This is a genomic window from Kangiella aquimarina DSM 16071, assembly GCF_000374105.1.
Taxonomy (GTDB): domain Bacteria; phylum Pseudomonadota; class Gammaproteobacteria; order Enterobacterales; family Kangiellaceae; genus Kangiella; species Kangiella aquimarina.
The window spans coordinates 1,669,492-1,685,461 of sequence record NZ_KB893650.1 but is presented as its reverse complement, the minus strand read 5'-3'; the positions used below and the strand labels follow the sequence as shown (position 1 = coordinate 1,685,461).

The 15,970-nt window shown below is 42.1% G+C and carries 17 protein-coding genes; 11 read left to right on the top strand and 6 right to left on the bottom strand.

Annotated elements, in window-relative coordinates; translation table 11 throughout:
- Positions 1-23: 23 nt before the first annotated feature.
- Complete coding sequence (locus B158_RS0108130; protein ID WP_012801203.1) at positions 24-371, bottom strand: mercuric transporter MerT family protein; 348 nt, start codon at positions 369-371, stop codon at positions 24-26.
- Between the two features lie 84 nt (positions 372-455).
- The gene (gene merR, locus B158_RS0108125) at positions 456-848 is read right to left on the bottom strand and encodes an Hg(II)-responsive transcriptional regulator (protein WP_012801204.1); all 393 of its coding nucleotides are present in this window, start codon (positions 846-848) and stop codon (positions 456-458) included.
- Between the two features lie 127 nt (positions 849-975).
- Here merR and B158_RS0108120 point away from each other — a divergent pair, with 127 nt between their 5' ends.
- Complete coding sequence (locus B158_RS0108120) at positions 976-1,518, top strand: 5-methylcytosine restriction system specificity protein McrC (RefSeq protein ID WP_018624872.1); 543 nt, start codon at positions 976-978, stop codon at positions 1,516-1,518.
- A 105-nt stretch (positions 1,519-1,623) separates the two neighbouring features.
- Here the strand turns inward: B158_RS0108120 and B158_RS0108115 are convergent, their stop codons facing one another.
- Complete coding sequence (locus B158_RS0108115) at positions 1,624-1,875, bottom strand: hypothetical protein (protein WP_018624871.1); 252 nt, start codon at positions 1,873-1,875, stop codon at positions 1,624-1,626.
- A gap of 115 nt (positions 1,876-1,990) precedes the next feature.
- Here B158_RS0108115 and B158_RS0108110 point away from each other — a divergent pair, with 115 nt between their 5' ends.
- The 3 genes from B158_RS0108110 to B158_RS0108100 all read left to right on the top strand — a co-directional run bounded on the left by B158_RS0108110 (position 1,991) and on the right by B158_RS0108100 (position 5,677).
- A complete protein-coding gene (locus B158_RS0108110; protein ID WP_018624870.1) occupies positions 1,991-2,683 on the top strand; it encodes a replication initiation protein in 693 nt (230 codons plus the stop codon).
- 267 nt (positions 2,684-2,950) lie between these two features.
- Positions 2,951-4,054 carry a hypothetical protein gene (locus B158_RS0108105; RefSeq protein WP_018624869.1) on the top strand — a complete coding sequence of 368 codons (1,104 nt, stop codon included), beginning with the start codon at positions 2,951-2,953 and terminating at the stop codon, positions 4,052-4,054.
- A gap of 9 nt (positions 4,055-4,063) precedes the next feature.
- Positions 4,064-5,677, top strand: a complete 1,614-nt coding sequence (locus tag B158_RS0108100) for a BCCT family transporter (protein ID WP_018624868.1) — start codon at positions 4,064-4,066, stop codon at positions 5,675-5,677.
- A 44-nt stretch (positions 5,678-5,721) separates the two neighbouring features.
- Here the strand turns inward: B158_RS0108100 and nhaD are convergent, their stop codons facing one another.
- The 3 genes from nhaD to B158_RS0108085 all read right to left on the bottom strand — a co-directional run bounded on the left by nhaD (position 5,722) and on the right by B158_RS0108085 (position 10,013).
- Complete coding sequence (gene nhaD, locus B158_RS0108095; RefSeq protein ID WP_026309316.1) at positions 5,722-7,125, bottom strand: sodium:proton antiporter NhaD; 1,404 nt, start codon at positions 7,123-7,125, stop codon at positions 5,722-5,724.
- Positions 7,126-7,381: 256 nt separating this feature from the next.
- A complete protein-coding gene (locus tag B158_RS0108090; protein ID WP_018624866.1) occupies positions 7,382-7,744 on the bottom strand; it encodes a cupredoxin domain-containing protein in 363 nt (120 codons plus the stop codon).
- 16 nt (positions 7,745-7,760) lie between these two features.
- Positions 7,761-10,013: a heavy metal translocating P-type ATPase gene (locus B158_RS0108085; RefSeq protein ID WP_018624865.1), complete on the bottom strand. Its 2,253-nt coding sequence runs from the start codon at positions 10,011-10,013 to the stop codon at positions 7,761-7,763.
- 194 nt (positions 10,014-10,207) lie between these two features.
- Between B158_RS0108085 and B158_RS0108080 the strand changes: the two genes are divergently transcribed.
- The 7 genes from B158_RS0108080 to B158_RS0108045 all read left to right on the top strand — a co-directional run bounded on the left by B158_RS0108080 (position 10,208) and on the right by B158_RS0108045 (position 15,967).
- Positions 10,208-10,549, top strand: coding sequence for a metalloregulator ArsR/SmtB family transcription factor (locus B158_RS0108080; protein WP_018624864.1), 342 nt, complete (start codon positions 10,208-10,210; stop codon positions 10,547-10,549).
- A 62-nt stretch (positions 10,550-10,611) separates the two neighbouring features.
- A complete protein-coding gene (locus B158_RS0108075) occupies positions 10,612-11,100 on the top strand; it encodes an arsenate reductase ArsC (protein WP_018624863.1) in 489 nt (162 codons plus the stop codon).
- Complete coding sequence (gene arsB / locus B158_RS0108070) at positions 11,100-12,119, top strand: ACR3 family arsenite efflux transporter (RefSeq protein WP_018624862.1); 1,020 nt, start codon at positions 11,100-11,102, stop codon at positions 12,117-12,119. The genes B158_RS0108075 and arsB overlap by 1 nt, the downstream gene beginning before the upstream one ends.
- A gap of 365 nt (positions 12,120-12,484) precedes the next feature.
- A complete protein-coding gene (locus B158_RS0108060) occupies positions 12,485-12,775 on the top strand; it encodes a hypothetical protein (RefSeq protein ID WP_018624860.1) in 291 nt (96 codons plus the stop codon).
- Between the two features lie 29 nt (positions 12,776-12,804).
- Complete coding sequence (locus B158_RS0108055) at positions 12,805-13,551, top strand: endonuclease/exonuclease/phosphatase family protein (RefSeq protein WP_018624859.1); 747 nt, start codon at positions 12,805-12,807, stop codon at positions 13,549-13,551.
- Positions 13,552-13,571: 20 nt separating this feature from the next.
- Positions 13,572-15,086: a thymidine phosphorylase family protein gene (locus B158_RS0108050; protein ID WP_026309315.1), complete on the top strand. Its 1,515-nt coding sequence runs from the start codon at positions 13,572-13,574 to the stop codon at positions 15,084-15,086.
- On the top strand, positions 15,083-15,967 hold the full coding sequence (locus B158_RS0108045; protein ID WP_018624856.1) for a ribose-phosphate diphosphokinase: 885 nt from the start codon (positions 15,083-15,085) through the stop codon (positions 15,965-15,967). Before B158_RS0108050 ends, B158_RS0108045 begins: the two co-directional genes overlap by 4 nt.
- Positions 15,968-15,970: the final 3 nt, after the last annotated feature.

Below are 15,970 nucleotides of genomic sequence, written 5' to 3'. Positions count from 1 at the left end.
AGGGTTATTTCTCAACGATATAATTAAGCAAACCAGATAATCCAGTAATTGCTAGTGACTAATATTAATGCAATGAAGGCGGTTACCCAGAAAATGATCTGCCGGCGCTTACGTACTTGTGGCATTGCACAAGCGGTTCCAGGCTCACACTCTTCTATAGGTCGATAAACTTTCCAACCGGCAAAACTAAATAAAACCAGTACCAGCAAGATAAAAATAGGGCGGTATGGCTCCAATACGGTCAGATTGCCAATCCAAGAACCACTAACGCCTAGTAGTAACAAGACTAAGGGCCCAGCACAACAAAGCCCAGCACCAATAGCAGCAGCAATACCACCAACTAGCGGTAAACTGGTATCGTTTTTTGCCATGGCTTACTCCACTTCAAATGTTCTGATAGAAAACAGTATAAACTCCGTATCCAAGTACGGAGTCAAGGGGTTTAGCGATTGTTATTAGTTGTTTTCTGGGAGAAGGGAAGTAATAATCGGGCAATGTGCCTGTTCAGTGTTGCTTGCACATTGTTTCAGTAAATCATTAAGACTGGTTTCTAAGCGGCGTAGATCAGCCATTTTTGCACGAACACTGGCAAGTTTGTGGTTTGCTATACTTTGTACTTCTTGGCAAGAAGTCTCTTCCAGCATCAGCAAGTTAGCGATCTCATCCAAGGAAAACCCTAACTCTTGAGCACGTTTGATAAACCGAATGCGATTCAAAGTCGTCTCAGGATAACGACGATAACCTTTAACGGGTTTTTGGGGCTGTTCAATTAGGCCGCACCGTTCATAATATCTAACGGTCTCAACGTTTACGCTTGCCAATTTGGCAAGTTGACCAATTACATACATAATTTAACCGTATTGTCGGTACTGAAGTGGGTAGTAAAATTCTAAGTTGAAAGTACGAATATAACAAACAGTGTATCAATAGCGCAAAGTCTGCTGTTAGTTCGTTGAGATATTCAATATATTTCATATGGTTAAACTATTTTTTGGTCGATTTATCACGAATCGTGGCCGTACCTCGAATCCATCTAGCTCAACTGGCCAAGCTGAAGTTATATCATTATTCTTTGACATGAATGAGTTGTGGGAAACCTGGTTACTTTTTGCATTAAAAAACAAGTATAAAGGAAGCACTGATACCAAAGTACTGGGTAAAAAAGTTAAGTCATTCTGGAAAAGCACAAATACCAATCACACAAAACAATTAGAAACTGATATTTTAGTTGAGCATAAAGGTGAATTAATTGTGTTAGATGCAAAGTGGAAAACCCCAGAGATGCTTCCATCTGACAATGATATTAAGCAAATGTTTGCATATAATCGCCTCTGGGGTAGTAATAAAGCATGGTTATGCTACCCAAAATCAAATAAAGCCGAGGGTGTGCATGGGCTTTTTCAGACCGATGATAATTCATTTCTAGGTACTTGGTATTATGATCTTTTTGACGAAAGTGGTTTACTTAAAAGATATTTAGAGCTGCCAATGCTAGATGTTGAAGAATTAAGGGTATAACTTTATCATTACTGACTGGAACCTCTCACACCACGCAATCAGAGCGGAAATGTCATGTTCCAGATTTATCAAGTAGGGCACATAAAAATCCGTAATAATGATATTTTAACGGATTTTTCTGACTGAGGAGGGCGAGCCATTTTCTACAGCGTAGACATCCTTGATTTTTCGAAGTAAATTCTGTTCAAAGTAATATTCAGCTGAGCTTAGGACTTCCTGGTTCTTCATTTCATGAAACACATATCTTCGCATGCCATCGTGACCATACCAGCCCCAGCAATTATCATCGTTGTTATATGCAAGAGTTAATTTGGGTGATTGACCTTCAATTATTTGGAGAAATAAGTCATTATTCATAATAAATGTTAGTTTATTGATTTTGTATAGGTGTATTACACACCTTTTTATATATGCGGAACAAGGCTTCTTTCAACCTACCGCTTGTCAAAGTATTGCAAGATAAATTTTAGTCATGGAAAAGTACGCAATCAATATTGATAATGTCACAAGTCAATTAAGTCCAGTTCTAAGGCTTTGGCTAAACAACGGATTAAGTAATTACAGTTATAGACTGGCTGCGTATGTAATTTTACGAATTGCTGAGAGTTCTAATGATAATTTCCCCATAACTATAGCACCAATGGATTTTAATACTGAATATTACAAAAATGACCTAAATAATATTTCCAGCAGGGTTAACGTTGGTATCGACGAAATAAAAGCTTACATTTGTAGCACTGAAAGTTTTTATATAGATTTTGACGTAAAAAAAGAGAGGGGGAGGAGAAAAACCATTCTTGTTAACTCATATTCCAACCTATACTCTGAAATATCGCTAGATAATAAATCAATACTAAGAAATATTCTGGGACTAAAAACCCTTTATGCAACAAGATTGTATCTACTCATCAATCATATCTTAGAGTGTAGCGAAAAAAAGCTGGGGGTTTACTCATTTCATATGGATGAAATTCTGAGCTATCTAGCTCAAAGCAACCAATCTAAATATCAGAATAGATTTACTGATATATGCAGAAGGCTCCTGGAGCCATCAATCGAGCAGATTAACGAGGCCACCAATATTCAATTATCGCTAGATCAAATCCATGGTGATTTTTGTCGAGATAAAAAGGGGATGATTGGTCTATTCGCTTATAAAAGCTAATCAGCATATCCAGTATTATAACTTTTTGATTTTTATGTATACTTTTTTTACAAAGGTTTGTGTCATTTTACAAAGGTTTATGTCATAAAATTACAAACCTATATGTTCACGAGGGGTAGTTGTCATCTGTGAATTTCCGCCACATTAATAATTTAACATAATATAAGTTATGCGAATATATGGTTGGGGTTAGCCGGGATGCACATTTGATATATATCACTCACCTTGTATAGTGGTTATGAGATATTTGCTGTTCAGGGAGATCGCATGTCACATTGTTTATCTGCTCTAACTGTCCTTTCCTTAAGCCTTCTGGCTTTTCAACCTACCGCTGTGTCCGCTGAAGAAGAAACTGATGTTAATATTGGTGGCGCTGTTCGTCTTAACTATAACTGGAAAGATTATGGTGACGATGATGATGGTGCTTTTGATTTTGAATTGTTTGCCGTTGATGTGGATGTGACTCGCGGTAACTGGTTTGTTGATGCTCAGTTTCGCTTTTACCAGACGTTCGATGCTGTACATCATGCAGAAATCGGTTATCGCTTCAGCGATGAGGATACAGTAGTCGCGGGTGTCAGCCAGGTTCCTTTTGGTATTAGTCCCTATGCCTCGCATGGTTTCTGGTTCGGTGGTACGTATTATCTCGGTTTTGAGGATGATTACGATACTGGTATCAAATGGACGCGCACCGTGGATAACTGGACATTTGATACGGCCTATTTCTTTAATAGTGAATATGATGACTCAAGTCGCTATGGCCGCTACTCATTTGATATTGCCAGCATTGATGGCCGGGATAATAAAGAGGATGGCCAAGCTAATTTCAGGGCACAGTACGCTCTGGGCGATCATACTATTGGCGCTTCCCTTCAAGCAGGAAAAATCAGAAATAACACAACTAACTCTTTAGGAAACCATTACGCAGGCGCTGTTCATTTCGACGGGCACTTTGGCAGCTGGAATCTTCAATTACAGCATATTTATTACGATTTCGAACAGGCGCCTGAGTTACAGACAGCAGATGGTCGAATTGCCATGTCTGCATTTGATTTCCCATTCGAAATTGCCACCGAAGCTAATGTTACCAGTTTTAATGTGGCAAAAACGTTTTCGGTAGGTAATGAGTTTGTAGATAAAGTTATCTGCTATAACGACTTTACCTACACCGCTACACCCAATGAATTTCAACTAACAGATTCTATTCAAAACGTCACTGGTTGCACCCTCATAAAAGGTGGTCTTTATACTTATATTGACTGGATCGCTGGTAAGAATATGTGGTTTGCTGGCGGCCCCGGTATTGGTGTCTACGATGGGCCTGAAAAGTGGCATTCACGCTTAAATATTAACATTGGTTACTACTTCTAGGGAGAATTCATGAGTGAACAAAACGACCATAATACTCCGATCAATCCGCTGCATGAAAAGTTTGATACTGATCATGAAATAGGCGAGAACAATGTCGAAATAATGGGGATGGATCTGCATAACCCGGTATTTTTCGCATCATCATTTTTTGTCATCTTCTTTGTTATTTTAACCCTACTTTTCCCGGAACGATCTGGCAATTATTACGAAGCTGCAAAGTCCTGGTCGATCGAAAATTTCGATTGGTTGTTTATGATCAGTGGTAACGTCTTTGTAATTTTCTGTATTGTTTTGTTGTTGTCACCCTACGGCAAAATTCGTATCGGCGGTAAGAAAGCTAAACCGGATTTTAGTGTCATATCCTGGTTTGCAATGCTGTTTGCTGCAGGTATGGGCATTGGTTTAATGTTCTGGAGTGTAGCTGAACCTGTAGGCTACTTCACCAACTGGGCCGGAACGCCGTTCAACGTTCCTCCAAATACACCGGAAGCCAGAGAACTTGCTATGGGGGCTACCATGTTCCACTGGGGACTGCATCCCTGGGGAATTTATGCGGTTGTCGCCCTCTCCCTCGCCTTTTTTGCTTATAACTGCAACATGCCTCTAACCATTCGTTCCAGTTTTTATCCATTATTTGGTGAGCGAGTTTGGGGAACTGTCGGCAACGTCATTGATACCATTGCTGTATTAGCAACAATTTTTGGATTAGCGACTTCATTGGGTTTTGGTGCACAGCAAGCTGCTGGTGGCCTCCATTATTTGTTTAATGAAATCCCCAACAATATTACTACTCAGATGGCGATCATCTTTGGTGTAACCGTTATAGCAATATTCTCAGTAATTCGAGGATTAGAAGGTGGCGTTAAAGTGCTGAGTAACATTAATATGTCTTTAGCTGCCCTATTAATGATATTTGTCATTATTGCTGGGTCTACGACTTTAATTCTTAATGGTGTCGGCAAAACGTTATGGACTTATTTTGAAAATATTATCCCACTGAGCAATTGGGTGGGTAGAGAAGATAAGACCTTTTATACAGGCTGGACAATATTCTATTGGGCCTGGTGGATTTCATGGTCTCCATTTGTCGGTATGTTTATTGCGCGAGTATCTAAGGGACGTACAGTGAGACAGTTTATTGCCGCAGTCCTAGTTATTCCAACTCTATTGAGTGCTGTTTGGATGACCACATTTGGTAGCATGGGGCTTGAACAGGTTCAGAATGAAGTTGGTGCTCTTGCTAATGGTATTACAGATAAATCACTAGCATTATTTCAAATGCTCGAGAACTTGCCCTTCGGTGCTATAACATCTTTTATAGCCATTATTCTGGTGCTGGTCTTTTTCATTACTTCTTCTGATTCTGGATCGCTGGTGATTGACAGCATTACGGCGGGCGGTAAGGTCGATGCTCCCGTCACTCAGCGTGTGTATTGGGCGGTTATGGAAGGCGTTATTGCTGCGGTGTTACTGGCAGCAGGAGGTAAGCAAGCGCTAGGGGCATTACAAGCTGCTGCTATTACGGTAGGACTCCCCTTCTCTATCGTGTTACTGCTGATGTGTGTCAGTTTATTTATCGGACTCAGAGCCGCTTACAATCTTAACTATCGTGAGAAAAAGTAAATAAAAAGCCCCATGACGGGGCTTTTTTTATTAAGCCTTAGGAACTAGAAACCATTAATAAGTGTATGCACCCAGATACTTGCAGCATAACCTAAGGCAATCACAGGCGTCCATTTCAGGTGGGTCATGAATGTATAATGGCCACGTGCCTGCCCCATCAATGCAATTCCTGCTGCTGAGCCGACGGACAGTAAACTGCCGCCTACGCCTGCGGTTAATGTGACTAATAACCACTGGGCATGTGACATGTCGGGTTGCATGGTAAGTACTGCAAACATGACTGGGATGTTATCTACAATGGAAGACAGGATGCCGACTAATATGTTCGCTGGAGTTGCGCCAAGTTCTCCGTACATGTAGCTGGATGCCATACCAAGATAGCCAAGAAATCCCAAGCCACCAACCGCAAGGATTACACCGTAGAAGAAGAACAAAGTATCCCACTCGGCCTGTGCAATTCGATCAAAAATGTCATAAGGTCTTTTCGTAGAAACACTTGTCGGGTTCTCTTCTGTTTCTTTTTTGTGCTGTTTGCGAAGGAAAAATCCATAGAACTTCAAGAATCCAAGGCCAAGCATCATACCGATAGCTGGAGGCAAATGAAGGAAGTTATGGAAAGAAACCGCTGTAATAATTGTTAACAAGAATAGGCCGACGATAATTAAGCCACCCTGCTTTATCTGCGCATGACTACCCTCTTCTATTGGCTTCGGCTTGCCGTTCATTATGGCAAACTGCATGATGATTGCTGGTACCAGGAAATTGACTAAAGAAGGAATAAATAGCGCAAAGAATTCTGAGAATTCAACCATGCCTTTTTGCCAGACCATTAGTGTTGTTATATCACCAAATGGGCTGAAAGCACCGCCAGCGTTAGCCGCAACCACAATGTTAATGCAACTCAAACCAATGAATTTAGCATGACCGTTTCCAACCGCTAATACGACCGAACACATGATCAATGCAGTGGTCAGGTTATCGGCAATTGGTGAAATAAAGAAAGCCAGAATACCAGTCATCCAGAACAGCTGCTTGTAACTAAATCCTTTATTAACCAACCAGTCGCGCAATGCATCAAAGACATCACGTTCAATCATGGCATTGATATAGGTCATGGCGACAAGCAGGAAGAAAAATAGCTCTGCGTATTCCAGGAAATTATGGCGCACCGCTTCTTCAGCTAGCTGCGACATGCCATGTTGGTGGTACACAATTCCAATGACCAGCCAGATTAAACCAGCAGCCACAAGAATAGGTTTAGATTTTCTCAGGTGGATTTTTTCTTCAAATATAACCAGTGAATAAGCCAGAACAAAGATGGCTATGGCTAAAAAGCCAACCCAATGGCCGGTTAAATCAAGTAAAGTACTGGTTGAGGTATCTGCTGCAAGCAATTGAAAAGGAAAGAGTAGTAAAGCTAGAAATAGAAAATATGAGTGCTTTTTCATGGTGATGACCATGGCTATCTTTTTTAAGGTGGCGCAATTATAGGTATCTAGAGCCAGATGTCATAGATCTAAATCAATGTTTTGGAGTATTTGTTGTATGGTAATGGATTAGTTTGGCTTATGCGCTTCTTTGAGCTGCGGGATGTAGGAACAAGAGCCTGCTGTCCTTACAGAGAGCGGAAGCGCATTTGGGATGGACACACACATAGATGTGCCCCTACCGTGTTAAAAAACACATTCAAGACTGTGGTAATTTTCACTCCACATGCAACTCCCCTTTGTACATCTGCATCTGGCAGTGAAATTGATAATTGCCTTTTTCCAGTTTCTTTAACTTAATGGTTTTGGTTTTATTGATGGGTAAGCTTTCGCTGATATCAAGGTCTGGAAAGATAACCATTTCAGCACACGGGGTTTCGTCTTTACGTTCGAACTCTAAAGTTATTTCAGTTTCCGCTGGAACACTGATATGCGCTGGCTGATAAACACCGTCTTCAACGATAATTTTAATAATATCCTGATCTTTTGCCCGGACGTTCTTAGGTTTATAAATCCAGAACCAATAAATAATAAGTGCTATCAGTGCTAAGCCAATGATGTTGATTACCAGTAAGTTCATATGATGTCCTTTTGGCTTAATGCTCTTTAGGTTTGAAAAAACGTAGGCGGTTGGCATTAGTCACCACAGTCACTGATGAGAATGCCATCGCTGCGCCTGCTATGACAGGGCTCAATAAAATACCGAAGAACGGATACAACAAACCTGCGGCAATAGGTATGCCCGCAACATTGTAAATAAAGGCTCCAAAAAGGTTCTGTTTGATGTTTCGCAATGTCGCTTTACTGGTTGCCACTGCATCTGCAAGACCATGTAGTGAACCGCGCATCAAGGTTATATCAGCACTTTCAATAGCAACGTCAGTTCCAGTACCAATGGCAAAGCCAACATCGGCCTGCGCCAGCGCTGGTGCATCATTGATACCATCACCGGCCATACCTACAAGCTCACCTTCCTTTTGCAGCTCTTTAACTTTGTTAACTTTATCCTCGGGTAACACTTCAGCAAAGAATTCATCAATACCCACTTTACTGGCAACTGCTTTAGCGGTGGCTTTATTATCACCGGTTAACATGACCACACGAATATTGGCTTTCTGTAATCGCTTAATGGCTTCGATGGAGTCTTCTTTGATCGGATCAGCTACGGCAATAATCGCAGCGAGTTTTTTATCTATTGCGAAATACATCGGTGTTTTCGCCTCACCAGCAAGTTCCTGAGCTCTATCAACAGCATGATCAATATCAATCCCTTGGTCGCGCATCAGCTTTTCATTACCGAAATATAGATGCTTCCCATCGACATTTCCTTCGACACCATGCCCGGCAATAGAGTTAAAGTCTGAACTCTTTTTCAGCTCAATGTCTTTTTCTTTCGCCGATTCAACAATGGCTTGAGCAAGAGGATGTTCCGAGCCTGTTTCGAGACTCGCGGCAAGTTGTAACGCAGCATTTTGAGAGACATCGTTAAAGCCAACAATATCGGTAACTTTAGGCGAGCCTTCGGTAATGGTACCGGTTTTATCAAGCACCATGGCAGTAATTTTTGAGGCAGTCTGCAACGACTCACCGTTGCGGATCAGTACGCCTGCTTCAGCTGCTTTGCCCACACCAACCATCACCGACATGGGCGTTGCTAAACCCAGAGCACAAGGACAGGCAATGATCAGAACGGTGGTCGCAGAAACCACGGCAAAGGCAATGGCATCCTGTGCTCCAAAATTCAGCCAAATCAGCGCGCTAATAACCGCAATAATCATCACCGTTGGAACAAAGTACGCGGCGATAACGTCCGCTAACCTGCCAATGGGTGGCTTGGAATTTTGCGCTTGCTTAACCATTTTAATGATTTGCGCTAAAGCCGTATCTTTTCCGACGCGCGTTGCTTTGAAAATGATACTGCCGCTTTTATTAATCGTGCCGGCAGAAACTTCGTCGCCCTCGCCTTTTTCAACTGGCATCGGTTCGCCAGTTAACATTGACTCATCCAGCGTAGAGTTGCCTTCGGTAACAACCCCATCAACAGGTATCTTTTCGCCGGGACGAACACGTACCAGGTCATCTTTTTGCACATCCTCAATGGGAATGTCTTTCTCATCACCGTCACGAATCACTCGTGCAGTTTTAGCCTGTAAACCAATAAGCCTTTTAATGGCTTCTGAGGTCCTGCCACGAGCTCTGACTTCTAATGCCAAACCCAAATTAATAAGACCAATAATCATGGCTGTCGCCTCGAAATAAACATGGCGAGCCATTTCGGGTAACGAGTTGGGGAAAAACACCACAACCATCGAATAGACCCAGGCCGTACCAGTACCCAGAGCGATCAGGGTGTCCATGTTTGCAGAGTGATTTTTAAAGGACTTCCACGCGCCTGTGAAAAAGTGTTTTCCTGAGAAATACATGATGGCCAGTGTAACAAGGCCGACAATTAACCAGGCAATGCGTTCATTTGTGGTGGTTACGGTCATGGCTCCGCCTAATAAACCATAAGCCATTAAAGGCACCCCCACCCCAAGCGCAATCCACATCTTGGTCATGAGACGTTTGTAGTAAGCTTGATTGGCCTGTTCTTTTTCTTCCAGGGCTTCACTTTCTGATTCGTTTTCAATTAACGATGCCTGATAGCCCGCATTCTCAACGGCTTCAATCATGATGTCGGTATTGGCAGTACCTTTAACGGTGACAGTGCGGTCTGCAAAGTTCATCTCGGCACTTTCAACACCGGAAACGCCTTTTAAAGCACCTTCAATTTTACCGACACAACTGGCGCAGCCTGCTCCTTCGATATTGAGCTCTACGGTTTTTGAATGGGAAGAATGATCACTCATGCAGCTAAACCTTAACTTTTGCGGTAATGCTATTACTGTGTTGATACTTATTACTGTATCACTAGTTATTTAAAATAATAACCATAAGATTTTGGGGTTTAGTGAATTAGCTTAAGCCATAGTTTTGAATGATAATTGACACATATGATTTTTCATATATATTGCCATCCATATATGTTTGTTGAGACAACTATATGGAACCGACTGAATTTTTTAAATGTCTGGCCGATGAGACTCGATTGCGAAGCCTGCTGTTAATACAACAAGTATCTGAGCTCTGTGTCTGTGAGCTTATGGAAGCTTTAGACGAGAGTCAGCCAAAGGTATCACGCCATTTAGCGCAGTTACGCCAATGTGGACTGCTGCTCGATAGGCGTGATGGTAAGTGGGTCTACTATCGCTTAAACCCAGAGCTACCCAATTGGACTACAAAAGTGTTAGCTGAAACTGCACAAAGTAATCAGCAATTTATAGCAAGTAACCTGAAGCGCCTGAAAAACATGGCAAACCGACCAGAACGATCGCTATGTTGCTAAATTGCATATATTTACAGATGGTTAGCGAACCATTTCAATTCTATTTATTAACGAGTTAGAACATGAAAATACTGTTTATTTGTACTCATAATGCTTGCCGCAGCATACTTAGTGAAGTGATTGCACGAACATTGGGCAAAGGTCGCCTTGAGACAGCCAGTGCGGGCAGCGCTCCGCGCGGCGTGGTTCACCCTCTTACCCTGAAATATCTTAGCAAGCATGGCTACAGTACCGAAGGCTTAACCAGCCAAAGCTGGGATGAGCTGAGTAATTTTGATCCAGACGTGGTGATAACGGTGTGTGATAGTGCTGCAGGTGAAGCATGTCCTGTGTGGATGGGAAATACCCTAAAAGTACACTGGGGTTTGCCGGATCCTTCTAAAGGTCATAGCTCTGGAGAGCATGATTCTGAAGAGCAGGAAGCTGAGGCGTTTGCACATGTCATTAACGTCATAGAAAAGCGCATAAAAACGCTTCTGGAGAAAGATTTCGAAGAGATGGATGCTGACCAATTTAAAACTGAACTGCAACAACTTGGGGAGTTATTTTAATGGGTGTTTTTGAACGATTTTTATCACTATGGGTTGCCTTATGTATAGTCGTTGGCGTTGTTCTTGGCAACGTTTTGCCAGAGCTCTTTAATTATATCGCTAAGTTAGAGTATGCCCACGTGAACCTGCTAGTTGCAGTACTCATCTGGCTGATGATATTCCCAATGATGGTTCAGGTTGATTTCAAGTCGATCAAGGATGTGGGTAAGAAGCCTAAAGGTTTGATTTTAACGTTAGTGGTTAACTGGTTAATCAAACCCTTCACCATGGCAGCACTTGGTGTACTCTTCTTCAAATATTTTTTCGCTGACATGGTCGACCCTCAAACGGCTAATGAATACATCGCAGGTATGATTTTACTTGGCGTTGCACCTTGTACCGCGATGGTGTTCGTATGGAGTCATCTAACCAAAGGCGATGCCAACTATACCCTGGTTCAGGTCTCGATTAATGATGTCATCATGGTTTTTGCCTTTGCCCCTCTAGCTGCATTTTTATTGGGAGTAACTGATATCGCTGTGCCGTGGGAAACATTACTTTTGTCGGTAGTCCTTTATGTGCTATTACCGCTGATTGCTGGTGCAATAACGCGCAATGCATTAGATAAAAAAGACGACCATCATAGATTGCATATGTTTCTGGTCAAATCGAAACCCTGGTCGATTTTAGGGCTGCTTCTGACAATCATTTTACTATTCGCTTTTCAGGCCGAAAAAATTCTTGCTAAGCCACTGGATATTGGCCTGATAGCCATTCCATTGTTAATTCAGACCTATGGTATTTTCATCATAGCCTATGCTGCTGCTAAATTTATGAGGCTTCCTCATAATGTTGCAGCGCCAGCCTGTATGATCGGCACCTCGAATTTCTTCGAGCTTGCTGTAGCGGTCGCTATTTCATTGTTTGGACTGCACTCAGGTGCCGCACTAGCCACTGTTGTCGGCGTTCTGGTTGAAGTCCCGGTGATGTTGTCACTTGTTGCTTTTGCCAATCGAACTCGGCATTGGTTTAAGGGATAATTATGACTATAGGGGTAGCTAGTGAGTTGCCCCTATACAACCACTAACTAGGCCTTTCTTTTAAGCAACTCTGCAAATCTATTCAATGCTATTAATTTAACTTAATAAGAGCAGATCCTGAATCAAGTTCAGGATCTGCTTTTAGCTCTCCATAAGTTGTACGGACACCTTCCTTTCCCGATAATACGCTTGAGCTACCTCTTCCACATACAAACAAGATAAACCTACTACTGGAATGCTTTTCCATAAACCAGTCCATTTTCCTCCTCATTCCTTGACAAAAATCAAGCAGTTAAACTATTAATATGATATATCTATACATGTGCTTTACACTCTTAAACACATGGAATTAAGGAGTTTGCATCATGAATGAAGAAGAATTGAAAGCGGAAGCTAAAAAGCTATACGAAAAGCTTAAAACCCAGCGCGATGAGCTAAAAGTACAAGCTCATTTAGCGAAAGCCGAATTACGCGATAAATGGCAAGAAACCGAGCATGACTGGGAGCGCTTTGAGGCAAAGGCCAAAACTATTGGTAAAGGTGCTCATAAAGCTTCTGAGGATGTTGGTAAGGGCTTTGTTCTTTTGGGTCATCAACTTCAGGAAGCATACAAGGATATTAAACAGGCATTTCGCTCCAGCGACCTTACAGATTAATTCCTACTTACTGAGTTGGACATCAAAGGATGAATCTTAAGGTCATCACCTATAACATTCATCGCGCAATTGGCGTTGATCGTCGGTTTCGTCCTGAACGAATTGTTGAGATTCTGGAAAGCTATGATGCAGATATCATAGCTCTCCAGGAAGTTGACGATGGAGTGCCGCGCTCGCGAGAATTAAATCTTGCTCAAGAACTTGCTGAAGCGCTTGATTTCCCCTACTACGTCCTTGGTAAAAATGTCAGCCTCAAAAAAGGTCATTACGGCAACGCAACCCTCAGTCGCTTTCCAATCGTGCGCGAGCGAAATATTGATCTTACAATTGATAATAAAAAACGACGAGGATGTCAGCATACAACTATCGACATTCCTTCAAGCCCTTCGAAAACAGTGCATCTCGATGTGTTTAATCTGCATCTGGGACTCTCGGCTAAAGAGCGGGATAAGCAAATTAGAAAACTATTAAATTCCGCTGAAATAAGAAACCTTGATGATAACGCTAATAAAATAGTCATTGGTGACTTCAATGATTGGCGCTCTTTATTAAGAAAGCCGATGACAGAAGGTGCAGGCTTTAAATGTGCGACGGACAGACGCTACAGGAACAAAGTATCAGCATTAAAGACCTACCCATCATTTTCTCCTAGAGGTGGATTGGACCGAGTCTTTTATCAAGGTAGTTTAAAACTCGAAAATGTTTTCCTGTGTCGAAAAAAACTATCGAAAGTAGCCAGTGATCATAAGCCGGTTATTACCGAGTTTAAAATATAAATAACAGAGTAATAATCCAGATGGATAAAACCGAATCAATACTACCAGTTGCTATAAGGCTTGGGATCAACTCACGCCATGAGCCTTTGATTTTTTTGCGTTCTGATTCGCCAGTAGCTCGCTCAGAAGGCTTTGAAAGCATGTCTCGTGTGCTTGTCGAAGTAAACAGCAAATCCATTATTGCCACCCTGCTCATTGTATATAGCGATCTAATTCAGTCCGGTTTTGCAGGACTTTCGGAAACTGCCTGGAAACGCCTAAAACTCAAAAAAGGTCAGCGCATTAAACTATCTCATGCTCCGCAAGTTGATTCTCTTGCCTATATTCGCGCCAAAGCATTTGGCCATGAATTAAATAAACATCAGTTACAGGAAATCATGCGCGATATCGTGGATGGGCATTATATGGATGTACACCTGGCTGCATTTATTACTGCCTGTGCCAATAACAATATGACCCAGGATGAAATTCTGTATTTAACGCAAGGAATGGTAAGTGCCGGTGAAACTTTGACGTGGCCAGGAGAAAAAATCGTCGATAAGCATTGTGTTGGTGGGCTGCCAGGTAATAGAACGTCTCCAATAGTCGTGTCAATTCTCGCGTCAAAGGGGCTTACCATTCCTAAAACATCTTCTCGCGCCATAACCTCACCCGCCGGTACTGCAGATGTCATGGAAACCATGACCAAAGTGGATTTATCTTTTAATCAGTTAAAAGAAGTCGTCGAGAAAAACCATGGTTGTCTTGCATGGGGAGGTTCTGTAAGTCTAAGTCCCGCTGACGATATCTTGATCAGTGTCGAAAAAGCATTGGATATTGATTTTGAAGGCCAGCTTATTGCTTCAATCCTTTCGAAAAAAATTGCCGCGGGTTCGAAATATGTCTTGATTGATATTCCTGTGGGACCTACCGCTAAACTCAGAAGTGAAGAAAGTGCTCAAGCTCTAGCCGAGCAACTTACGACCGTTGGTGAAAAAATGGGACTTAAGGTAAAAGTGGTATTAACTGATGGCTCCCAGCCTGTAGGCTTCGGCATTGGTCCAGCGCTTGAGGCCTGGGATGTTATTGGGGTATTAAAAAACTCCAGTTCAGCCCCGGCTGATTTAAGAGAGCGTTCTGTGTTACTTGCTGGCGAGCTATTAGAACATGCTGGCGTTGTGAATAATGGTGATGGCAAGGACGAGGCGTTAAGAGTGGTTGAGTCTGGAGAAGCCTGGAAAACCTTTATGCAGATTTGTGAAGCACAAGGCGGCTTTAAGTACCCTCCTGTTGCCTGTTGCAAAATGGCTGTTCCTGCAGAAAAAAGCGGTTATATTCGTCGAGTCAATAATCGCCTCTTATCACGTTTAGCCAAGCTTGCCGGTGCTCCGGCCGATCATGCATCAGGTGTCTACATGGAGGCAAAAGTAGGTCATTACCTTACCGAGGGCTCTACTCTGCTGACTATTCACTCAGAAGCGCCTGGAGAGCTGGAGTACGCCTTGGATTTCTACAACACCCACAAAGAAATGATTATTATTGAGGAAGGATTATGAGTACCCTGCTTTTTGATTTGTCGGACAACCTGAATCTTTCAGCGCCCGTTTGCGAAAAAATCGGGGCAACCATGGGTAAATTATCAATGCACTATTTTCCTGATGGTGAAGTTAACATTCAGCTGCATAGTCCCTGCAAAGGGAAAACAATCGTTGTATTAGCCGACCTATCCCATCCAAACGCCAAAATTCTCCCTTTATTATTTGTACTTCGTATGATTAGAGAGCATGAGCCAGAAAAAGTGGTACTCATTTCACCCTATCTACCTTACATGCGTCAGGATGCAGTTTTCCATGAAGGGGAATCGATTCTTGCGCGACACTTTGCAGAAATACTCTCTGAAAACATTGATGCTTTGATTACGGTCGATCCTCATCTCCATCGTTTTTTCAGTTTGGATCAGGTGTATCCCATTCGAACGTACCTGGCTCACACAAGCGGTCCAATTGCGCAGTGGATTAAAGCACATATCAGTAACCCCCTTATTATTGGACCTGACAGCGAAAGTCGGCAATGGGTTGAAGCAATCGCCAGTGAGATACAAGTTCCTTTTTTAGTAGCCAATAAAGTCCGTCATGGCGATAAAGATGTTGAGATTTCCATTAAAGGCATCGAAGAGCATACAGATAAGACAATTGTGCTCGTTGATGACATCATTTCAACGGGACACACTATTCTTGAAATAACCAAGCATCTAGAAGATGCAGGTATGAATAACATTACCTGTATAGCAAGCCATGCCATATTTAACGAAAATGCTTATGGAATGCTTGCTCAATCCCACATCAGCCAAATTGTTACCTGCAATACTATTCCTCACGTCAGTAATGCTATAGATGTATCAGGTAGTATTGCTGAAAGTTATAAATTGGTTAAGTGATGA